This is a genomic window from Micromonospora sp. DT44 (assembly GCF_049841635.1).
Taxonomy (GTDB): Bacteria; Actinomycetota; Actinomycetes; order Mycobacteriales; family Micromonosporaceae; genus Micromonospora.
In genome coordinates this window covers 81,784-102,681 of the sequence record NZ_JBNCKS010000021.1, presented here as the reverse complement: position 1 = coordinate 102,681, position 20,898 = coordinate 81,784, and the positions used below count along the sequence as shown (strand labels likewise).

Sequence of the window (20,898 nt, the reverse complement as noted above, 5' to 3'; positions counted from 1 at the left end):
CACCGCGACTACTCCACGCAGCCTGCCAATCCCCCCTGAACAGCCCAAACAGGATGAGACAAGCTCCAGGATCGAGCACGACCTTGGCGCCGGGCGCGGGACGCGGGCGTTTGGTGCGGAGTGCGGGCGCTCGGTGCGGGCGCGGCCGCTTGGTGCGGGCGCGGCCGCTTGGTGCGGAGTGCGGGCGCGGCCGCTTGGTGCAGAGCGCGGGGGCAAGGGCGCAGAGCGCGGAGGCGTCGAGCGGGGCCGCACGGGTAAGTACCTACGGGTCCACGGTCCGCCGATCCTCCTCGGGACCGAGGGCGGGACGGTCACCCCTTCCTACCGTGGACTACAGACGCGGCGCACCGCCGCAGAGTGGGAGTACGACGATGAGTCGCAAACTGGTTCGGCCCCGCGATGGGCGCATGCTCGCCGGTGTCTGCGCCGGCCTCGGTCGGCGGTTCGGCATGTCGGCCGGAATGGTCCGACTGCTGTTCCTGCTGTCGCTGCTGCTGCCCGGCACGCAGGTGGTCGTCTACCTGATCCTCTGGATCCTCATGCCCAACGAGGACCGCTACCTGGCCTCCAGCGGCCACTGACCCACCCCGCCGCCCGCCGCCCGCAGCGGGCCGAGCGGGCCGAACCGCCCGAACCGCCCGAACCGCCCGAACCGCCCGAATCGCCCGAACCGCCCGAGCCGGCCGAGCGGGCCGAGCGGGCCGCAACTTCAGGGATACTGCTGCCTCACGGACGCCGGAGGCAGCAGTATCCCCGTAGTTGTGCAGATCTTGGCCGGCACCTCGCCCGGCACAGCGCGGCAGCCCGGTGGGCGCGGCAGACACCGCAGCCGCCAAGCGCGGCAGCGCGCCAAGCGCGGCAGCGCGCCAAGCACGACAGCGCGCCAAGCACGACAGCGCGCCAAGCACGGCCGCAGCCCGCAAAGCACGGCCGCAGCCCACCAAGCACGGCAGCCCGCAAAGCACGGCAGCCCGCAAAGCACGACGGCAGCCCACCAAGCACGGCAGACACCGCAGCGCCCGCTCCGACGATGGTCGGGGCGGGCGCTGTCGAGTTGCCAGAGCGACCGGGGGCGCCCTGGTGCCGGGGTCAGGGGGCCGTGTAGGTGACCGTGACCTGCTGGTAGCCCAGCGAGCGCAGCAGCCCCTCCAGCATCTTGCGGGTGTTCTCCTGGGCGCGGGCGGAGAGGCCGCTGTCCCGGGCGGCGGCGGTGATCCGCTCCTCGGCCAACTGGTAGACCTGCTGCTGCCGGTTGGGGTCGTTGCCGACCAGGTCACCGAGCCGGTTGAGCAGGCCGCGCTGCTCGGCGAAGACGTAGCTCTTCTCCATGTCGAGGTTGGTCTCGCCGAGCTGCGGCGCGGGCAGCTTGATCTCGACGGACTTGCCGTCGGCGGACTGGACGATGGCGCCCTCACCGATCTTGGTGAAGTCGACGTACGCCTCGACGCTGCCGGCTCCGACGAACAGCGTGCGCTCGTTGAGCAGGAAGTCCGGGACGTTGCGCCGGTCGTTCTGGGTGTCGACCACGACCTGGAAGTTGCCTTCGGCCGCCACGTAGCGGCTCAGATCCTGGATCGACTTCAGCAGCGGCGGCTGGCTGCGGTCGGTCTGCTCCTTGGCGAACGGGTTACGGAAGTCCGGCAGGAAGCCGGTCGCCTGCACGCCGAGCAGCACCACCACGGCCAGCGCGGCGGCACCGAGCAGCAGGAGGAGCCCACGGGCCGCACCCCCACCCCCGCCCCCACCGCTCGGGGGACCGGCGGGCTCGCCCGGCCCGCCCGGAGTCGGGTCGGGTGTCGCGGCCGAGCGCTCCCTGAGGTCGTCGCCGGTCGGGTAACCGGGGAACTCCCTCGTGGGCTCGTTGATGTCAGCGTCCCGAGCCATCACACTCACCGTCCTCGTCAGACACGTCGTCTGTCAATGACGGTACGGCCCCTGTACGACAGCCGCGCGGCGAGCGGCCGGAATGCGTAAACGGGCAGGTCAGGCGAAGGCGGAGAGCCCGGTGAGCCGCTGGCCGACGATCAGCTGGTGGATCTCCGAGGTGCCCTCGTACGTCAACACGCTCTCCAGGTTGTTCGCGTGCCGCAGCACCGGGTACTCGCCGGAGACGCCGTTGGCGCCGAGGATGGTGCGGCACTGCCGGGCGATGGCCAGCGCCTCCCGCACGTTGTTCAGCTTGCCCACGCTCACCTGGTCGGGGCGGAGCCGGCCGGCGTCGGCGAGCCGGCCGAGGTGCAGCGCGAGCAGTTGCGCCTTCACCAGCTCGACGGCCATGTCGGCGAGCTTGGCCTGGGTGAGTTGGAACGCGGCGAGCGGTCGACCGAACTGGGTGCGCGTGGTGGCGTACGCCAGGGTGGTTTCCAGGCAGTCGCGCGCCGCGCCGACGGCCCCCCAGACGATGCCGTGGCGGGCCTCGGTCAGGCAGCTCAGCGGGGCCTTGAGCCCGACGGCCTCGGGCAGTTGGGCGTCGGCCGGCAGCCGGACGTCGTCGAGCACGATCTCGCCGGTCAGCGACGCGCGCAGCGACATCTTGCGGCGGATCTCGCGCGCCGTGACACCGGGCGTGTCCATGGGTACGGCGAAACCGCGTACCCCGTCGTCGGTTCGCGCCCAGATCACGGCGACGTCGGCGATCGGCGCATTGGTGATCCACATCTTGCCGCCGGTGAGCACCCAGTCGTCGCCGTCGCGCCGGGCCCGGGTGGCCATGGACCCCGGGTCGGAGCCGTGGTCGGGCTCGGTGAGGCCGAAGCAGCCGATCGCCTCGCCGGTCGCCATCGGGGGCAGCCAGCGCTGCTTCTGCTCCTCGCTGCCGAAGCGCCAGATGGCGTACATCGCCAGCGAGCCCTGCACCGAGACCAGCGAGCGCACACCCGAGTCGGCGGCCTCCAACTCCTGACACGCCAGCCCGTACGCGACGGCGGACGCGCCCGCGCAGCCGTACCCGGTCAGGTGCATGCCGAGCAGCCCGAGCTTGCCGAACTCCCGGGCCAGCTCGCGGGCCGGCACGCGACCCTCCTCGTACCAGTCGGCGACGTACGGCCGGACCCGGTCGTCGACCAGTCGGCGGACGACATCGCGGATCTGCCGCTCCTCCTCGGTGAGCGACGGGTCCAGGTCGAGCAGATCGAGGGCAGTCATGCCGTCACCTTAGTGAAGCCTCAGGCCGGGCCGCTCACTCGACGGCCGGGCCGCTCACGCGCGCTCAGTCGACGGGCTCGGAGAGCACCAGGACCCGGGCGTGGATCTGGTTGCGCTGTTGCAGCGCGGCGCGCAGCGCACGGTGCAACCCGTCCTCCAGGTAGAGGCCACCGCTCCACTGCACGACGTGCGGGAAGAGGTCGCCGTAGAAGGTCGAGTCCTCCGCGAGGAGCTTGTCGAGCGCCAACTCGCGCTTGGTGGTGATCAGCTGATCCAGACGCAGCGGACGGGGCGGAATCTCCGCCCACTGCTTGAGCGTCAGGTTGTGCTCCGGGTAGGGACGCCCGTCCCGGACCGCTCTGAAGATCACGACGGCACGCTCCCCTCCCCGAGACCGGACGGACCGACGGCGCCGAGCCCGGCCGCGGCCGACAACGCGCGGCGCGGCACCGATGACCGTGCCAGCCTAGCGGCCCCGCGCACGCGACGTTCTGCTCCCTGATGTCAGTTTCGCTATCGCTCGTCCGATCCTCAACCCGACGAACGGGACACGGCGCTCAGCTCCACCGGCCGCGCCGCACCACCTCGTCCATCCCCCGTCGACCGCGACGCAACGATGGTGACCGATGGTCCGCTGTTCGGTAACCGATTGTGACGGCACCGATGGGCTGGTACTCCGCCGGCACACCGAAGCTCTCCCGGTACGCGGCCAGTCGCTGGGGTGGGATACCGAAGAAACACGCCCCCAGCCCCTCGTCCACCGCCGTGAGGAGCATGAGCAGCGCGGCGAAGCCGGTGTCGACGTACCAGTAGGGCACCGGCCAACGGTCCTTCGACCGGTCGGTCCAGCCCTTGTCGGGCTCCGCGTACCGCGTCAGGTAGGCCGACTCGTTGGCGTGCGGCACCACGATGAGCGGCGCGCGGCGCATCCCGGCCAGCCAGCGCTCCCGGCCTCCGCCGTCGGGCGTGGTGGCCACCCAGAACCGCTCCCGGTCGGCCGGCTCCTCCAGCACCAGGAAACCCCAGCCCTGGGCGAAGCCGGCCGACGGGGCGCGTACGGCGTGGTCGAGCAGCCGGTCCACCACGTCGGGCGGGACCGGACGGTCCGGGTCGTAGTTGCGGACCATCCGTCGACGGCGGACGACCTCGGCGAACTCCATCAGGCCCCGGGACGGATGCCCCAGGCACCCCGCCAGGTCGTGCCGGGCTTGAGCGCGAGCACGTCCCTGCCCGACCGGAACGCGTCCGGCGGGCAGGTCATCGGCTCGATCGCCACCGACCGGCGGTGTCGCTCGCCGGTGAGCGCGTCACCGGTGAAGACCTGCCACCAGCCGAACTCCGCGTCCGCCCAGATGCTCACCCCGGACGAGGAGTCCGGCGCCGCGAGGCTCACCGAGGAGCCGCCGTCGGCGTCGCGGACGACCTCGCCGAAGCACAGGTCCAACTCGGCGTCGCCGATCCGGCGCGGGCTGGCCCAGTCGTACTCGGTGCCGGCCACCGGCGTCACGCCGACCGGGAGCAACCGGCCGTCCACCATGATCCGGGTACGCGCCGGCAGCCGCATGACCAGGTCGTCCACGGCGACACCCGGCAGTTGCAGGTACGGGTGCACGGAGAAGCCGAACGGGGCGACCTCGGTGCCCACGTTGGTCACCTCGTGCTCGACCCGCAGACCGTCCGCGCTCACGCTCCACCGGCTGACCAGCCGCAGCGGCCACTCGTAGCCGGGCTGCGGCGGCAGGTCGTAGCCGAGGGTCACCGCGTCCGTGGACTGCTCCAACAGCCGCCACGGCACCCAGTTGACCAGCCCGTGGATGGCGACGTGCCGCTCCGGCTCGGTCAGCGAGAGCTGGTGCGTCCGGTCGCCGTACGCGTAGCGCCCGTCCCGGATCCGGTTCGGCCAGGGAGCGAGCACCTGTCCGGCGCAGCCGGGGCAGACCTCGTCGACGCCGTACCCGTCGAGCAGGTCGACGCCGTCGTGCCGGTACGTCCGCAGCCCGCCGCCCACCTCGACGATGACGGCCTCGTGGCCCGCGGCGGCGATGGTCCACTGTGCGCCGGAGAAGGGGCGCTGCTCAGGGCTTTCCATGCCGGCGACCCTAACCGGTCACGGCCGGTCGCCGCTCGACGCCGTCGTGGCCCGGTAGCGCAGCAGCGCCGGGAAGGCGACCGCGAGCACCACCACGAGCACCGCCGAGGCGAGTCCGCCGGCGACCCAGGCCACCCCGCCGCCGAACCCGGCCGCCATGGTGCCGGCCCGCAGGTCGCCGAGGCGGGGCCCACCGGCCACCACCACCGTGTTGACGCCCTGGAGTCGGCCGCGCATGCGGTCCGGCGCGTAGACGAGCAGCATGGACTGGCGCAGCACTGCGCTGACCAGGTCGGCGGCGCCGGCCACGGCGAGCAGCAGGACCATCAGCCAGAGCTGGTGGGCGAGTCCGGCCGCGGCGATCGCGAAGCCCCAGCCGACCACCGCGACGACCAGGCCGACGCCTTGGCGGCGGAGTCGACCGATCCAGCCGGAGGTCAGCCCGCCGATCATGGAACCGATCGCGATGGCGCTGTAGAGCAGGCCGACCGAGCCGCCTCCGCCGAACCGCTCGTTGGCGATCTCCGGAAACAGGGCCCGCGGCATCGCCAGGATCATCGCGATCAGGTCCACCCCGAAGGAGAGCAGCAGGACGGGCGTGGTGGCCAGGTACCGGAAGCCGTCGATGACGCTGGCCAGGCCGGCACGGCGGACCTGACCGTCGGCGCTCGGTTCGGGCGGCAGCGACGGCAGGCGCAGCGCCGCCCAGAGCATCGCCGTGAACAGCACCGCGTCCAGCCCGTACGCGATCGGCAGGACCACCGTCGTGTCCGACGAGGCGGAGAGGATCAGGCCGGCGGCGAGCGGGCCGGCGACCGACGCGGCCGTGAAGGTCGTGTAGTTCAGGGTGGTGGCGGCCGGGACGAGGTCGTCGGGGACCAGCCGGGGCAGCATGGCGCTGCGGGCCGGCGAGGTGATCGCGAACGCCACCGACTGCACGGCCATCAACACCAGCAGCAGCACCGGGCTGCCCACGTTCAGCAGCGCCTGGACCAGCAGCCCGAGAGTCGATGCCCAGAGCAACAAAGAGCCACCGAGCAGCACGGCACGGCGGTCGCGGGCGTCGGCGACCGCGCCACCCCAGAGCCCGAAGATCAGCAGGGGTACGAAGGCAGCCACGCCCAGCAGGCCGACCCAGAACGAGTCCCGGGTGAGGGCGTACATCTCCACCGGCACCGCGACGGCGGTGAACTGGAAGCCGAACATCGCCACGGTGTTGCCGAGCCACAGCCGCCGGTACGCCGGGACACGAAGTGGGCGGAGGTCGATCGCCCAGCGGCGCGCTCCGCGCGGCCGGGCCTCCTGCACACCGGTCACGGCGCCAGCCGCTCGACGATCCAGTCGCTTCCGTCGACGCGACGAAAGCGCAGGCGGTCGTGCAGCCGACCGGACCGGCCCTGCCAGAACTCCACCGAGTCCGGCCGAACACGCAGGCCGCCCCAGTTCGGCGGGGGCGGGATGGCGCTCTCGTCGTCGTACCGCTCGGCCACCTCGCGGTAGCGCTCCTCCAACGTGGCCCGGTCCGGCACCACGGACGACTGCGGGCTGGCCCACGCGCCCACCTGCGACCCGCGCGGCCGGCTGGCGAAGTACGACTCGGTCACCGCCCGCTCGACCGGCGCGATCGACCCGGAGACCACCACCTGCCGCTGCATCGGAAACCACGGAAAGACCAGGCTGGCGTACGGGTTGCCGGCCGCCTCGACACCCTTGCGGGACAGCTGGTTGGTGAAGAAGACGAAGCCCTCCGGGTCGTACCCCTTGAGCAGTACGGTCCGCCCACTCGGCCGGCCGGCGGCGTCGGCCGTGCCCACCACCATGGCGTTGGGTTCGGGCAGCCCGTGAGCCACCGCGTCGGCGAACCACCTGTCGAACTGGGTGTACCAGTCGGCGGCCAGGTCAGCCTCGGTCAGGCCCAGGTCCGCGGCGTACTCGTTACGCATCGCGGCCGGGGCTGGTGTGTCGCCCGTCACGTCCCCACTCCTTCTCGGCGTGCTGACCGGCACCCTCCCGCGCTGGCCAGACCGCTTCGCCCAGTCTCACCGACCGGCGCGGAGAATGCGCGCCCGGAGATGTCGCGTGCAGCACAGTCGCACTGGGTCGCGTATCCGGTTACCCAGCAGGCAAGATGTTCCGAACACATCCCTGAGGGTCGCCTAAGGCGCTCGGCCGACCGGGCCGGATCAGCTGATCGGGCGTACCGACCAGATCCAGGAGAGCGACATGGCCGACTTCAAACCCGGTCTGGAGGGCGTCGTCGCCTTCGAGACCGAGATCGCCGAACCCGACCGCGAGGGTGGCGCGCTGCGCTATCGCGGGGTCGACATCGAGGATCTGATCGGCCAGGTCTCGTTCGGCAATGTCTGGGCGCTGCTGGTCGACGGCCGGTTCGGGCCGGGCCTGCCGCCGGCGGAGCCGTTCCCGGTGCCGGTGCACTCCGGTGACATCCGGGTCGACGTGCAGTCGGCGGTCGCCATGCTGGCGCCGTACTGGGGGCTCAGCCAGCTGCTGGACATCTCCGACGAGCAGGCCCGCGAGGACCTGGCCCGGGTGTCGGTGACCGCGCTCTCCTTCGTCGCCCAGTCCGCTCGCGGTCTCGGCCTGCCGGCCGTGCCGCAGAAGGAGATCGACAAGGCGCAGACCATCGTCGAGCGGTTCATGAAGCGCTGGCGGGGCGAGCCTGACCCGCGGCACGTCAAGGCCGTCGACGCGTACTTCATCTCGGCCGCCGAGCACGGCCTGAACGCCTCCACCTTCACCGCACGCATCGTCGCCTCCACCGGCGCCGACGCGGCGGCCTGCATCTCGTCGGGCATCGGCGCCCTCTCCGGCCCGCTGCACGGTGGCGCGCCGTCGCGCGTGCTCACCATGCTGGAGGCGGTGGAGCGCAGCGGCGACGCCGAGGGGTACGTCAAGGGTGTCCTCGACCGGGGCGAGCGGCTGATGGGCTTCGGCCACCGGGTCTACCGTGCCGAGGACCCGCGCGCCCGCGTGCTCCGGCGCACCGCCAAGGAGCTGGGCGCGCCGCGCTTCGAGATCGCCGAGGCGCTGGAGAAGGCCGCCCTCGCCGAGCTCCAGGCCCGCCGCCCGGACCGGGTGCTCGCCACCAACGTCGAGTTCTGGTCGGCCGTCGTGCTGGACTTCGCCGAGGTGCCGGCGCACATGTTCACGTCGATGTTCACCTGCGCGCGGATGGGCGGTTGGAGCGCGCACATCCTGGAGCAGAAGCGCCTTCAGCGGCTGGTCCGGCCGTCCGCCCGCTACATGGGCCCGGAGACGCGCAAGCCGTCCGACGTCGAGGGCTGGGGCGCCGTTCCGCACGGCGTCTGAGCTGCTCACCGGGGCCCCCGTCCGACGTTCCGCGTCGCACGGGGGCCTCTTCGCGTCGCGTCCCGTTCGACAGTGGCGGTGTGGCGAAGGACTCAGACCCCCCGTCGGGACCCCGGCCGTCGCCGCCAACCCCAGGTGCGAGGATGAGGGCCGGCAGTGTCGCCGGGCCCGCCCTCGCCCTTGCGGAAGGATCTTCAGAACCGTGGCTGACGCACCGATCATCCGGATTCCCGACGAGATCAAGCCCGCCGACGGCCGTTTCGGCTGCGGCCCGTCCAAGGTCCGTCCGGCGGCCGTGTCCGCGCTCGCCGAGGTGGCGACCAGCTACCTGGGTACGTCGCACCGGCAGAAGACGGTCCGCGACCAGGTGGCGCGGCTGCGCTCCGGCATCGCCGAGTTCTTCTCCCTGCCCGAGGGCTACGAGGTCGTGATCGGCAACGGCGGCACCACGGCCTTCTGGGAGGTCGCCACCTTCGGCCTGGTCCGTGACCGGGCCCAGTTCGCCAACTTCGGCGAGTTCGGCGCGAAGTTCGCCAAGTCGGTCTCCGACGCTCCGTTCCTGGGCGAGCCCACCGTCCGCAAGGCCGCCGCCGGCAGCGCCCCGGCCCTGGTCGCCGAGGCCGGCGTGGACGTGTACGCGACGCCGCAGAACGAGACCTCGACCGGCGTGGCCGTGCCGATCAGCCGGGTGGCCGGCGCGGACGAGGGGTCACTGCTGCTCGTCGACGCCACCTCCGGCGCGGGCGGCCTGGAGGTCAACGTCGGCGAGACCGACGTCTACTACTTCGCGCCGCAGAAGTGCTTCGGCTCCGACGGCGGCCTCTGGCTGGCCCTGATGTCGCCGGCCGCGCTGGACCGGGCCGCCGAGATCAAGGCGTCCGGGCGCTACATCCCGGCCTTCCTCGACCTGGTGACCGCGATCGACAACTCGCGGCTCGAGCAGACGTACAACACCCCGGCACTGGCCACCATCTTCCTGGCCGCCGAGCAGACCGACTGGATGAACGCGCAGGGCGGCCTGGCGTGGGCGGCGAAGCGCACGGCGGAGAGCGCCGCCACGGTGTACGGCTGGGCCGAGCGGTCCACGGTGGCCACGCCCTTCGTCACCGATCCGGCGCTGCGGTCCAATGTGGTCGCGACCATCGACTTCGCCGACGGGGTGGACGCCACCGCGATCGCCAAGGCGCTGCGCGCCAACGGCATCGTCGACACCGAGCCGTACCGCAAGCTCGGCCGCAACCAGTTGCGGGTGGCGCTGTTCCCGGCCGTCGAGCCGTCCGACGTCGAGGCTCTGACCGCCTCCATCGACTACGTGGTCGAGCGCCTCTGAGCTTCGTCACGGTGGGTGTCCGTTGACGCCTCGACGGACACCCACCGTGATCATTGCCGCAGCTCAGTCACGACATGCGGGGTGTCGCTTCCCCCACCCTGAGACAGATGCGCGTACGGTGGTCCGAGACGCCTGGGTGGCCGACTCGTGGCGTGCGGCCAGCGAAGCGGGACGGAGGCAACGCTATGCGCCCAGTACGCTTCGTCGCCCTCTCCGAGGACGGCCAGGCCCTGGTGCTCGCCGACGAGGTCGGGCGACTGCTCGCCCTGCCGATCGACGAGCGCATCGCCGGTGTGATGCACCCCGAGCCAGGTGCCCCGCCGCTCGCGGTGGCACCGAGCACCGTCGACCCGATCCCCTCGCTGTCCCCCCGGGACATCCAGGCCCGCATCCGTTCCGGTGAGTCCGCCGAGGACGTCGCCCGGATTGCCGGGGTGCCGGTCGACCGGGTCCTGCGCTACGCCGGCCCGGTGCTCCAGGAGCGGGCCATGCTCGCCCAGCACGCCCGCCGCACCCGGCTCAAGGGCGCGGAGAAGCCCACCCCGCTCGCCGAGGTGGTCAACGGTCGGCTGAGCCAGCACGGCATCGACACCGAGAAGATCTCCTGGGACGCGTACCGGCGCGACGACGGCACCTGGCGGATCATCGCCACCTGGCCGTCGGGCAAGGCGACCGCGCAGGCCATCTGGGACATGGACAAGGCCCGGCAGGTGGTCACGCCGCACGACGACATGGCGCAGTACCTATGCGCCGAGCGGCCCACGCCGATCCTCGGCCAGGAGCCGGCGCCGGAGCGGAGTGGGCACGGCCTGCCCGGTCCGTCGCGTGGTGAGCCGAGTCGTGGTGGGCACGGGTTGCCGGCGGCGTCCGAGCACCCGCGACCGGGCCGCGATCCGATCCGGGCCGGCCGGGACGCCCTACTCGCCTCGCTGGACCGTCCACTCGGGGCCTCGTCGGGTCGCGGGCTCGAACCGCGTACCCCCGCTGCTCTGGCCGGTTCGGACGCGCCCCGGCAGCGGCCGGTCGGCGGCGGCGCTGCCGCGCTGCTCGGCGGCGGCCAGGGGTCGGCCTTCGACGACGACTCGGACGCGCCCAAGGAGGTCCCGGCCGTGCCGTCGCTGGCGGTGCTGCGACCCCGACGGACCGGCACGGCCGCTGCGGCGGCCGGCGGCGAGTCCACCGACGCCAACGGCAAGCCGCGCAAGCGGCTGCCGAGCTGGGACGACGTGCTCTTCGGCAGCGGTCCGGCCGCCCGCGAGTCCTCCTGACGTTCCGCGTCGAACAGTCACTGCTTGATCGACTCGGCTTCACGGAAGTCGCGCTGTCGGCGCCTGCCGGACACCCCGGCTTCCGTGAACCCGGGGTGGATCAGAGCGGCCAAGCGGCAAGCCGCTCGTAACGCGGGCGTCCCGACCCGGGACGGCTGCGCATCAGCAGCAACTCCGTGGTCGGCCACTCCGGGCCCGCGTACTCGTCCAGTGCGGCGCGGTCGGCTTCGACGGCGGCCGGATCCATCCGGTCCCCGGGCCGGGCCACGGTCAGGTGCGGGCGGAAGGGCTTTTCGTCGTACGCCACCCCGGCGAGCCGCAGCCGATCCCGGACCAGCCGGGCCAGGCCGTGCAGCGCCTCGACATCGCCCTGGGCGTCCACCCAGAGCACCGTGCGCGGGCCATCGCCGAACACGCCACCGCCGCTGAGACGCAGCCGGGGCGGGGCATCGAGGCCGTCGTGGAACGAGTCGGCGGCGAGCCCGAGCGCAGTCTCCACGTCGACCAGTCGGGCGGCCTCGACGTCACCGAGGAACGCCAGGGTGAGGTGCAGGTCCGCCGGGTCGGCGAGCCGCACCCGGGCACCAGCGGCCGCCGCCGCGACCCGCAGCCGGGCGACCTGCGCGCCGAGGTGGTCAACCGCCTCGGCGGGCGGGTTGACGGCGACGAACAGCCGCATTCGGGGGCCCGTCAACGGTGGCGTTGCCGGTGCCCGGCTCGGGCGGCCGGCAGGGTCAACCCGGCGGCGTGCAGCACGCCCTCCACGCGTACCCGCTCGATCTCCTGGTCGACGCCGGTCAGCTCGGCCAGGTGCTCGGTGATCCCGAGGGCGCGGCAGGCCAGCCGGAGCCGGTCGTCGTACGCCTGGACCACCGCGCCGTGCCAGACCATCGGCCGGCCGATGCCGCCGAGTCGCTGACCGCCGAGTCGGCGCAGGTCGGCCGCGAGCTGTTCCAGGGGACGACGGTCGGTGCGGTCGAACTCGCTGAGGTCGATGTCCCGGGTCAGCGCGTCGGCTTCGATGGCCCGGTCGAGGCGGGCGATGGTGCGTCGCTCCCGCCGGCCCTCCCGCCACTCGGCCCAGCCGCAGACCGCCCGGTCGAGAATCTCGTCGTAGCAGAAGAGCAGGGCGAACACCGCCGGAATGCTGGCCATGGCGAGGAACGCCAGGGCCAGCATCAGCGCGCGTCCGACTCCCACGTATCGACGCTAAGCCCCGTCGTGCCACCTCGCCAGCGATTTGGCCGCATCCACGCTATCCGTCGATCGGGGCCACGCTCGGGGGCCCCTGCCCGGCGGTCGGCGGGGGCCCGAGCGTGTGGCTCAGCAGTCGGCGGAAGTGACGTAGAAGCGGGGCATGGGCAGCACCCGGAAGCGCAGCCGCGCACCGGATCGGCGCAGTTGCCAGGTCAACGCGATCAGCGCGGTGGCCAGCGAGATCAGCCCGCCCATCCAGATGCTCGCGCCGGCGCCGAAGTGCTCGGCCACCCAGCCGATCAGCGGTGCGCCGACCGGGTTGGTGCCCAGGAACACCAGCACCCACAGGGCCATCACCCGTCCCCGGAACGCGGCGTCCACGCCGAGCTGGACGCGCTGGTTGGCGGCCTGGGCGAAGAAGACCATGAAGAAGCCGGTGGGCACCAGCAGCGCGACGACCAGCCAGTACGTCGACGCGAACCCGACCAGGGTGCCGAAGCTGGCACAGCCGACCGCGGCGCCGAGCACCAGCCACACCGACGGGCGGCTGCGCCGGCCGGTGCCGCTCAGCGCGCCGCCCAGCGCGCCCACGGCAAGGGCGGTGCTGAACAGTCCGAACGAGGCGGCGCCGGTGTGGAAGACCGTCTTCGCCAGCGCGGCCAGGGTGAGCTGGAAGTTGAACAGCGACATGCCGATCACCGACATCACCGCCATCGGCAGCAGCAGGTCCGGCCGCCGCCACACGTACCGCAGCCCGTCGACGACCTTCGCGGACGCCCGCTCGTCGCGCGGTAGGAGCGCGTCGCGGTGCAGGTCGGCGGTCCGCATCCGGACGACGTTCACCAGCGGCGCGATGGAGCTGACGGCGGTGAACAGGAAGACCGGGCCCACGTCGAAGGCGGCGATCGCCAGACCCGCGACCGCCGGACCGACGATCCGGGCGGAGTTGAAGACGGCGGCGTTCAGCGACAGCGCGTTCGGCAGCAACGGTGTGCCGACCAGTTCGGAGACGAACGCCTGGCGGACCGGGGTCTCCACGGCGTTGGCCACGCCGAGCAGCGCGGCGAACGCGAAGACGTGCCACAGCTGCACCAGGTCGGTGAGGACCAGCAGGGCCATGACGAGCGCCAGCACCGTCCAGAAGGCGTTGGCGGCGAACAGCAGGACCCGCTTGTCGTACCGGTCGGCGAGGCGGCCGGACAGGAGCGTGAGCAACAGCACCGGCGTGAACTGACAGGCGGTGACCACGCCGAGCGCGGTGGCGGAGTTGTCGGAAAGGTCGAGAACGAGCCAGTCCTGGGCGATGAACATCATCCAGACGCCGACCAGTTTGATCAGCTGCCCGGATGCGAAAAGGCGGTAGTTGCGAACCTGTAGGGACTGGAACATCGTGCTCAGCTTGGCCTGCACTCTCGGTGCGCCTCCTCAAGGACGTACGCGTCATCGTCAGGTGACGGCACGGCCCGGTGGCGCGGGCGCGGGCTCAGGCTCAGGCGCGAGCGAGCTGCTGGAGAATCTCGGCGGCCCTGTGCAGGGTCTCCCGTTGGTCCTCGTCGAGCGCGGCCAGCCGGTGGGCCAGCCATTCGTCGCGGGCCCGCTCGAACTGGTCGAGCACGGCCTGCCCTCCTTCGGTCGCCGCGAGGATGACCTGTCGGCCGTCGGTCGGATGGGGGGTCCGCCGCACGAGGCCACGGTCCTCCAACTTCGCGACGATCTTGGTCATCGTCGGTGGCTGCACCCGTTCGATCTCGGCCAGTTCCCGTGGCGTCATCCCGCCCGCCAGCCGCAGGCTGGTGAGCGCGGAGACCTGGGTGACCGTGAGGTCGCCGACCGGCCGGGCCCGTCGGACCCGCCGGTTGAGTCGGGTGATCGCATCTCGCAACTGGGGAGCCAGTTGCGCCGGTGGCACGCGTTCCGCCGTCACCGTCCGCTCCGTCACGTTAGTTAGCTTAACTAATGAGCCTGGCTAACGACATCTGTTATGACCAGGCTCACGGGGATGTTTGTGCTGTTCCGGGCGGGGAATCACAGTCGACCCCCCGCCCGGACGACACCTGTCAGAGCACCAGCGACTCGATGGGCCCGCGCAGGAAGTACAGCACGAAGAGGGCGGCCACCCCGTACAGCAGCGGGTGGACCTCCCGGGCCTTGCCCCGGGCCAGCTTGACCACCACGAAGGTGATCAGACCAGCGCCGATCCCGTTCGAGATCGAGTAGGTGAACGGCATCAGCACGATGGTGAGGAACGCGGGAATGGCGATCTCGTAGTCCGACCAGTCGATCGTCCGTACCGCGGTCATCATCAGGAAACCGACCACCACCAGCGCCGTCGAGGCCGCCTCGAACGGCACGATCACCACCAGCGGCGCCAGGAACATCGCCAGCAGGAAGAGGGCGCCGGTGACCAGGTTGGCCACACCGGTCCGGGCACCCTCCGCGACACCGGCCGCGCTCTCGATGTACGACGTGTTGCTGGAGGTGCTGGCCGCACCGCCGGCCGCCGCCGCGATCGAGTCGACCAGCAGGATCTCCTTGGCCCTCGGCGGGGTGCCCTTCTCGTCCAGCAGGCCACCCTCCTGGCCCACGGCGACCATCGTGCCCATGGTGTCGAAGAAGTCCGTGATGAGCAGCGTGAAGATGAACATCAGCACGACGACCCAGCCGGCCCGACCCCACGAGTCGAGCACGTTGAACTTGCCGAGCAGCGACAGGTCCGGCACGTCGACAACCGTCTTGGGCAGCTCCGGCACGTTCAGCGCCCAACCCTTCGGATTGGGCTTGCCGTCGACGAACGACGGGCCGATGTTGCCGATCGCCTCCACGATCACCGCCAGCACGGTGGACGCGAGGATGCCGATCAGGATCGCGCCCCGGACCCGGCGCACCACGAGCACCAGCGTGAGCAGCAGGCCCACCACGAAGACGAGCAGTGGCCAGCTCACCAGCTTGCCGCCGACGCCCAGGCCGACCGGGACGGTGGTGTTGGCGGCGTCCGGGAGCCGCCGGACGAAGCCGGCGTCCACCAGACCGATGATGGTCAGGAAGAGGCCGATGCCGACGCCGATCGCCGTCTTCATCTGCGTGGGCACCGAGCGGAACACCGCGGTACGCAGACCGGTCAGCACCAGCAGCGCGATGATCACACCCTCGATCACCACGAGGCCCATCGCGTCGGCCCAGGTCATCTCGGGAGCGATCTCGTACGCCACCAGGGCGTTGACGCCCAGACCCGCGGCGAGCGCCAACGGGAACCGGCCGACGACACCCATCAGGATGGTCATCAGGCCGGCGACCAGCGCCGTCGCGGCGGCCAGCGCCGGAATCGGGAGAGTCTTGTTGTCACCGTCGACCGCGCCGCCCAGGATCAGCGGGTTGAGCACGACGATGTACGCCATCGTGAAGAAGGTCGCCAGGCCACCTCGTACCTCACGGCTCAACGTTGAGCCGCGGGCGGAGATCTCAAAGAACCGGTCGAAGCCGTTACGCGGTTGAGCGGGGTTGGGAGGTGTGTCATTCTCGGGCGGCGCTACTGCCATGAGGACCTCACAGGTGATCTTCCGGTTGACGCGCGCATCGTCCCAGATCGCTGGCGGGCAGGGGAAGTGCATCGCGTACGCTTGCCCGATGCCGAACGACCAGCCACCGCGTCCCGCGCCGCTGGACCCGCCGATGGTGCCGTTCGCCGTCGCCGGCCTGATCGCGTGGGCGGTCGTCGGACTGGTGCTACTGGTGTTCTTCCGGGGCTGGCTGACCGAGCACGATCACGAGAACTGGCTCTGGACCTGCCTGGCCGGTTTCCTGTGGGGCTTCCCCGGCCTGGCCGTCATGCTGCGGCACGACGCCAACCGACGCCGCCGCCGGGCGAACTGAACGCACCGGCCCGCGCCGAAGCACGCTCAGGGGTGCCCGTACGGCTCCGCCGGCTCCCCCGCATCGACCGAACCCGGCGCACGGCTGACCGACATGGCCTCCACGGCGCTGTCGTCGTACACCGTTGGTAGGTCCTCGACCGCGGTCTCGGCGGCCTCGATCAGCGTCTCGGAGTGCGCGCCGCAACCATGGTCGGCGCTGACCACCCGGCCGTCATCGGGTGCGTAGAAGTTGCCGCACGCGCCGAACGCCTGCCGCATCGCCCCGGCCAACGGAAGGTAGAAGCCACAGGTGCCGCAGCGGGCGGCGGCCGGCGCCGCGGTGGAGATGGCCGCCGTCGGGCCGTGCTCGCCGTCGTACCAGCGTTGCGCCGCGTCGGCCCGACCCTCCCGGGAGAGCACCCGGGCCCGACCGAGACCCAGCTCCCAGGCCGTCTCCTCGACCGCCGGGTCGTCGGAGAGCAGGTAGCCGGGGACCAGCCGCTCATCCTCCGGAGCGGTCGGCAGCAGGTCACCCGGGCCGAGGTCACCGGGCTTGAGCCGCTCCTGCCAGGGCAGCCAGCCGGGCGCGAGCAGCGCGTCCGGACCGGGCAGCAGCACCGTCTCGCAGATGGTCACCGTACGGCTGCGCGGGACGCGGGTGACGGTGACCGCCCACCGCCAACCTCGGTAGCCGGCGAGGCGGCATTCGAAGTAGTGGGTGACCAGCCGTTCCCCCTCGGACACGACCTGCAGGTGGTCGCCGACGTCGTCGGCGTCCACCTCGGTGATGCCGGCGCGGGCCACCTCGACGGCGGCGGCGCAGACCTGGTCGAGGCGGGCGGCACGGGTGGAGACGGGCCTGGTCACCAGACCATTGTTCCCCATGCTCCCCGCGGGGGTGACAGGGACTCCCGGGGAACCTTTCACCGCGACTGATGCGACACACCTGCGTCGGATGGGCGAGGATGGTGCACATGCCGCCGTACTCCCACTCCGGGCGATCCCTCCTCGGGCGGACCGTCGGCACCGGCATTCGGGCGATCCGTCTGCTCCTGCGCGGCTCGGTGGGCAGCGGCCGCTGGGTGACCCGCCGGGCCGGTCGGGCCCGGACGCGGGGCGCCGGCGGCGAGGTCGGCATGATCCGGCTGTTCGACCTGCACGCCGTCTCCTGCGCCGGTGACACCCTGATCGCCATCGGCCTGGCCGGGACGATCTTCTTCAACGTGCCCCTGGGTGAGGCCCGCAGCAAGGTCGCGCTCTACCTGCTGGTGACCATGGTGCCGTTCGCGATGCTCGCACCCGTGGTGGGGCCGCTGCTGGACCACTTCCGGCACGGCCGGCGGTACGCGCTGGCCGCCACCATGCTCGGCCGGGCGTTCCTGGCCTGGCTGATCTCGGACTACATCCACGGCTTCGGGCTCTATCCGGCCGCGTTCGGCGTGCTGGCGCTGTCGCGCGCCTACGGCGTGGCCCGCTCGGCGGCGGTACCCCGGCTGTTGCCGGAAGGGCTGGGCCTCTCCCAGGTGGGTGCCCGGGCCAGCGTGTACGGCACGGTGGCGGGCGCGCTGGTGGCCCCGATCGGTTTGGCCGCCTTCTGGTTCGGGCCGCAGTGGCCGCTGCGGGTCGCGTCGGTGATCTTCCTGATCGGCATGGTGATCTCGCTGCGGCTGCCCCCGAAGGCGGACTCGGAGCCACCCGAGCGCGTCCCCCGCGCGCTCCGCGCCCTGAGCCGTCGGAAGGACCGGCCGCTGGGCCGGGGCCGGCCCGCCGGACGGCTGGTGATCGCCACTCTGATCGGCGCCGCGACCCTGCGTGCCGTGTACGGCTTCCTGCTGCTCTTCCTCGCGTTCGCCATCAAGAAGGGCGATCTGACCACCGGGGTGTTCGGGCGGGACCTGGGCGCGGAGTGGGCGCTGGGGTTGATTGGCGGCGCCCTGGCCATCGGCAGCTTCCTGGCGACCGCGGTCGGCACCCGGTTGCGCATCCACCGGCCGACCGCCATCCAGTCCAGCAGCATGATCATTGTGGCGGGGGTGGGGGTACTCGCCGTCATCCAGTTCTCGCTGCTGATGGTGGCCCTGCTCTGCCTGGTCACCGCGCTGGTCAGCGGAGTGGCCAAGCTCGCCGTGGACGCCTCGATCCAGGAGCGCATCCCGGAGCGGCTGCGGGCCAGTTCCTTCGCCCACTCCGAGACGGTGCTCATGCTCGCCTTCGTCGTCGGTGGCGGGCTCGGGCTGGTGCCGTTCGCCGGCCGGACCGGCATCGCGGTCGCCGCCGGGGTGGGCATCGTCGCCGCCGTCCGGGGAGTGCTGGTCGCCGCTCGGCTACGCACCGAGAAGCTGGCCGGCCGGCCGCTGGGTGACGACGAACTGGCCGAGGACGAGCCCGAGGTCGTCGCGCCCGAGACCGTCCCGCCCCAGACCGTCGCGCCCGAGACCGTCACGCCCACCTCGCCGGCGCCACCTCAGGCCACGTCGCAGCGGCAGGACGAAGCGGGGCTCGCGCCGCCGGGCTACCACATCTACCGGCCCTCTTCGTCGGTCGGCGGCCCGGGTGGGGGCGCGGACGACGAGACCCGCCGCGAGTCCCCCGGCTCGCTCTCGTGAGCGGTCTGCTGGTGGTGACCGCGGTGCCGGCCGAGGCGGACGCCGTACAGGCCGGGCTGACCGCCACCGACGTGACCGTCGCCCCGGTCGGGGTGGGCCCGGCCGTCGCGGGTGCCGCCACCGCGCGGCTGCTGACCCTGGCCGAGGCGGCCGGTCGTCCGTACCGTGCGGTGATCAGTGCCGGCGTGGCCGGCGGCTTTCCCGGGCGCGCAGCCGTCGGCGACACTGTGCTCAGCACCGCGAGCATCGCGGCCGACCTGGGCGCCGACTCACCGGACGGCTTCATCGGTATCGAAGATCTGGGCATGCCACCCGCGCTGCTCGGCGGCGGCAGCGTCGTCCCTGCGGACCCGGCGTTACTGGCAACGCTGCGAGCCGCCCTACCCATGGCCACGATCGGCCCGGTGCTCACGGTCAGCACCGTCACGGGCACCGCCGCCGGCACCGAGGAGCTACGCCGGCGGCATCCGGAGGCGGTGGCCGAGGCCATGGAGGGGTACGGGGTAGCCGTCGCCGCCGCACAGGCCGGAGTGCCCTTCGCCGAGCTGCGCACCATCTCCAACCCGATCGGCCCGCGCGACCGCGACGCCTGGCGGCTGCGCGAGGCCCTCACCGCCCTGACCAAGGCGGCTCCGGCGCTGGGCTGACCCCGGGGCTGAGCTTTTCGGACGACGCTGCGCCTTTCCGGACGACGCTGCGCCTTCCCGCACAAGGTCAGCCGGCGGGCCGCCGTGGGGGACTCAGACGGAGTGCGAACGGCCGGCGGGCCTCTATCTCGAAACCGCACGCGAGCAGCAGATCAACGCCGAAGCCCTCCGCCACGGCGACAGCGTCGTCGATCCCCGCCGCTCGCATATCGGTGACCAGCGCCGTGACCAGGCGTCGCCCGAGCCCCAACCGCCGATGTCGAGCCTCGACGAGGACGCCGTCGAGTGCCACCTCCCGCTCCGGCATGCCGGGGAACCGCTGTCCGTACTCGAGCTGCGGACTCCGCTCGTGAGCCCGTAGTTCGCCGACCAGGGTGCGATCGGGAAGCTCCGCGACGTACCGCCAACAGGTGGCTGGCACATCGCCGCCGACGATCCGGCGAACCTGCACTGTCCGTTGAACCTCAGCGCCCCGCCGACGGTTGTCGCGGTAGCGCCGGTTCAGCTCGTAGGCGGCCGGTGGCAACGGCAGTGGATACCGTTCTGGCGGCAACCGATACCACTCCGCCCACCACGCGCCGGGCCAGTCCCGGGGCTCGTACACCGGCCACACGTCCAGATGGGCCGGGTACCGACGTCCCGCCTCGTCCCGCATATCGTCGTGCGGCACCGACGCCGGCTCGCTGACGTCCCCCGCCGGTATGCCGAGGACCACCTGTCCACCCGCCGCCTCGACGAGACGCTCCACCGTCCGGAATCTGGGGTCGACCGCCCTCCCGGACTCGATCCTCGCGAGCGTCGGCTGGGGTACTCCCGATCTCGCGGCGAGCTGCCGCTGACTCAGGTCGGCTCGACGACGCAGGGCACGAAGAACGCGCCCCAGGTTCGCCGATCCGCCGCTCCGGTCGGCGTCGACGCCGACGTCCGCTCCGGCTCCGGCTCCGGCTCCGGCTCCGGCTCCGGCTGGATCACTCACATCGGTCATCGGCCGATGGTCCCGATTGCGCGGCGAGCTATCAACACCCCCGCCGAAGCTGTGGACAACCCTGTGGAAAACCCTCTCGGGTGGTGGACGACGACCTCTGCGCGAGTCCTTTGGAGCTGAATCGTCTGCGGAATCAACACACACACCGGTCCAGTTCCCCGGTCCACCCCACCCCGGTCCCGGACGCGGGTAAAGCGCAAGCGATTCGTTTCCGACATCAGCTCCAAAGGATGTCCGAGGTAGGTGCCGGGTCGACCGGGGCGCATTCCCGCCCGCCGACGTGGACGTCGACGCCGCCGACGGCCGCCCCGCCCACGGCCACGGCCACTCAGCCGACGACCGTCCCACCGACGACCGCCCAGACGTCGGCCCAGCCGTCGGCCCAGCCGTCGGGCCCAGCGGGCGGGCCCAGCGGTCGGGCCCAGCCGTCGGGCCCAGCCGTCGGGCCCAG

General features: G+C 72.1%; 22 protein-coding genes. 7 read left to right on the top strand and 15 right to left on the bottom strand.

What is annotated here, in order from left to right; all coding sequences use genetic code 11:
• Window positions 1-371 precede the first annotated feature (371 nt).
• Window positions 372-581, top strand: coding sequence for a PspC domain-containing protein (locus tag ACLQ25_RS14740; RefSeq protein WP_425731433.1), 210 nt, complete (start codon window positions 372-374; stop codon window positions 579-581).
• Between the two features lie 508 nt (window positions 582-1,089).
• On the opposite strand, the gene ACLQ25_RS14735 is transcribed toward ACLQ25_RS14740, so the two are convergent.
• The 7 genes from ACLQ25_RS14735 to pdxH all read right to left on the bottom strand — a co-directional run bounded on the left by ACLQ25_RS14735 (window position 1,090) and on the right by pdxH (window position 7,176).
• On the bottom strand, window positions 1,090-1,884 hold the full coding sequence (locus ACLQ25_RS14735) for a DUF4230 domain-containing protein (protein ID WP_425731432.1): 795 nt from the start codon (window positions 1,882-1,884) through the stop codon (window positions 1,090-1,092).
• A gap of 99 nt (window positions 1,885-1,983) precedes the next feature.
• On the bottom strand, window positions 1,984-3,144 hold the full coding sequence (locus tag ACLQ25_RS14730; RefSeq protein WP_425731431.1) for an acyl-CoA dehydrogenase family protein: 1,161 nt from the start codon (window positions 3,142-3,144) through the stop codon (window positions 1,984-1,986).
• A gap of 64 nt (window positions 3,145-3,208) precedes the next feature.
• A complete protein-coding gene (locus ACLQ25_RS14725) occupies window positions 3,209-3,514 on the bottom strand; it encodes a type II toxin-antitoxin system VapB family antitoxin (protein WP_393219867.1) in 306 nt (101 codons plus the stop codon).
• Between the two features lie 187 nt (window positions 3,515-3,701).
• On the bottom strand, window positions 3,702-4,304 hold the full coding sequence (locus ACLQ25_RS14720) for a nitroreductase family protein (protein ID WP_425731430.1): 603 nt from the start codon (window positions 4,302-4,304) through the stop codon (window positions 3,702-3,704).
• Window positions 4,304-5,233, bottom strand: coding sequence for an aldose 1-epimerase family protein (locus ACLQ25_RS14715; RefSeq protein ID WP_425731429.1), 930 nt, complete (start codon window positions 5,231-5,233; stop codon window positions 4,304-4,306). Before ACLQ25_RS14715 ends, ACLQ25_RS14720 begins: the two co-directional genes overlap by 1 nt.
• An 18-nt stretch (window positions 5,234-5,251) precedes the next feature.
• On the bottom strand, window positions 5,252-6,550 hold the full coding sequence (locus tag ACLQ25_RS14710) for an MFS transporter (RefSeq protein ID WP_425731428.1): 1,299 nt from the start codon (window positions 6,548-6,550) through the stop codon (window positions 5,252-5,254).
• Complete coding sequence (gene pdxH, locus ACLQ25_RS14705) at window positions 6,547-7,176, bottom strand: pyridoxamine 5'-phosphate oxidase (RefSeq protein WP_425731440.1); 630 nt, start codon at window positions 7,174-7,176, stop codon at window positions 6,547-6,549. Before pdxH ends, ACLQ25_RS14710 begins: the two co-directional genes overlap by 4 nt.
• Window positions 7,177-7,456: 280 nt before the next feature.
• Here pdxH and ACLQ25_RS14700 point away from each other — a divergent pair, with 280 nt between their 5' ends.
• The 3 genes from ACLQ25_RS14700 (at window position 7,457) to sepH (ending at window position 11,161) form a co-directional block, all read left to right on the top strand.
• The gene (locus tag ACLQ25_RS14700; RefSeq protein ID WP_425731427.1) at window positions 7,457-8,563 is read left to right on the top strand and encodes a citrate synthase 2; all 1,107 of its coding nucleotides are present in this window, start codon (window positions 7,457-7,459) and stop codon (window positions 8,561-8,563) included.
• Window positions 8,564-8,765: 202 nt separating this feature from the next.
• Window positions 8,766-9,893, top strand: a complete 1,128-nt coding sequence (serC, locus tag ACLQ25_RS14695) for a phosphoserine transaminase (protein WP_425731426.1) — start codon at window positions 8,766-8,768, stop codon at window positions 9,891-9,893.
• A 185-nt stretch (window positions 9,894-10,078) separates the two neighbouring features.
• Window positions 10,079-11,161: a septation protein SepH gene (gene sepH / locus ACLQ25_RS14690; RefSeq protein WP_425731425.1), complete on the top strand. Its 1,083-nt coding sequence runs from the start codon at window positions 10,079-10,081 to the stop codon at window positions 11,159-11,161.
• A gap of 100 nt (window positions 11,162-11,261) precedes the next feature.
• On the opposite strand, the gene thpR is transcribed toward sepH, so the two are convergent.
• The 5 genes from thpR to ACLQ25_RS14665 all read right to left on the bottom strand — a co-directional run bounded on the left by thpR (window position 11,262) and on the right by ACLQ25_RS14665 (window position 15,894).
• Window positions 11,262-11,840, bottom strand: a complete 579-nt coding sequence (thpR, locus tag ACLQ25_RS14685) for an RNA 2',3'-cyclic phosphodiesterase (protein ID WP_425731424.1) — start codon at window positions 11,838-11,840, stop codon at window positions 11,262-11,264.
• A gap of 11 nt (window positions 11,841-11,851) precedes the next feature.
• Window positions 11,852-12,361, bottom strand: coding sequence for a hypothetical protein (locus tag ACLQ25_RS14680; protein WP_425731423.1), 510 nt, complete (start codon window positions 12,359-12,361; stop codon window positions 11,852-11,854).
• A gap of 123 nt (window positions 12,362-12,484) precedes the next feature.
• Window positions 12,485-13,768: an MFS transporter gene (locus tag ACLQ25_RS14675; protein ID WP_425731422.1), complete on the bottom strand. Its 1,284-nt coding sequence runs from the start codon at window positions 13,766-13,768 to the stop codon at window positions 12,485-12,487.
• A 79-nt stretch (window positions 13,769-13,847) separates the two neighbouring features.
• Window positions 13,848-14,297, bottom strand: a complete 450-nt coding sequence (locus tag ACLQ25_RS14670; RefSeq protein ID WP_396800347.1) for a MarR family winged helix-turn-helix transcriptional regulator — start codon at window positions 14,295-14,297, stop codon at window positions 13,848-13,850.
• 118 nt (window positions 14,298-14,415) lie between these two features.
• Window positions 14,416-15,894 (bottom strand): NCS2 family permease, encoded by a 1,479-nt coding sequence (locus ACLQ25_RS14665; protein ID WP_425731421.1) that lies wholly within the window; start codon window positions 15,892-15,894, stop codon window positions 14,416-14,418.
• 88 nt (window positions 15,895-15,982) lie between these two features.
• On the opposite strand from ACLQ25_RS14665, the gene ACLQ25_RS14660 reads away from it, so the two are divergent.
• Window positions 15,983-16,228: a DUF2530 domain-containing protein gene (locus ACLQ25_RS14660; protein WP_007454822.1), complete on the top strand. Its 246-nt coding sequence runs from the start codon at window positions 15,983-15,985 to the stop codon at window positions 16,226-16,228.
• A gap of 26 nt (window positions 16,229-16,254) precedes the next feature.
• On the opposite strand, the gene ACLQ25_RS14655 is transcribed toward ACLQ25_RS14660, so the two are convergent.
• Window positions 16,255-17,094, bottom strand: a complete 840-nt coding sequence (locus ACLQ25_RS14655) for a DUF3027 domain-containing protein (RefSeq protein WP_425731420.1) — start codon at window positions 17,092-17,094, stop codon at window positions 16,255-16,257.
• A gap of 89 nt (window positions 17,095-17,183) precedes the next feature.
• Here ACLQ25_RS14655 and ACLQ25_RS14650 point away from each other — a divergent pair, with 89 nt between their 5' ends.
• Window positions 17,184-18,815: an MFS transporter gene (locus ACLQ25_RS14650; RefSeq protein ID WP_425731419.1), complete on the top strand. Its 1,632-nt coding sequence runs from the start codon at window positions 17,184-17,186 to the stop codon at window positions 18,813-18,815.
• Window positions 18,812-19,462: a futalosine hydrolase gene (locus ACLQ25_RS14645; RefSeq protein WP_425731418.1), complete on the top strand. Its 651-nt coding sequence runs from the start codon at window positions 18,812-18,814 to the stop codon at window positions 19,460-19,462. Before ACLQ25_RS14650 ends, ACLQ25_RS14645 begins: the two co-directional genes overlap by 4 nt.
• A gap of 67 nt (window positions 19,463-19,529) precedes the next feature.
• Here the strand turns inward: ACLQ25_RS14645 and ACLQ25_RS14640 are convergent, their stop codons facing one another.
• Window positions 19,530-20,324 carry a helix-turn-helix domain-containing protein gene (locus ACLQ25_RS14640; RefSeq protein WP_425731439.1) on the bottom strand — a complete coding sequence of 265 codons (795 nt, stop codon included), beginning with the start codon at window positions 20,322-20,324 and terminating at the stop codon, window positions 19,530-19,532.
• Entirely contained in the window at window positions 20,303-20,434 is a 132-nt protein-coding gene (locus ACLQ25_RS14635) for a hypothetical protein (RefSeq protein ID WP_425731441.1), read from the bottom strand. Before ACLQ25_RS14635 ends, ACLQ25_RS14640 begins: the two co-directional genes overlap by 22 nt.
• Window positions 20,435-20,898 lie beyond the last annotated feature (464 nt).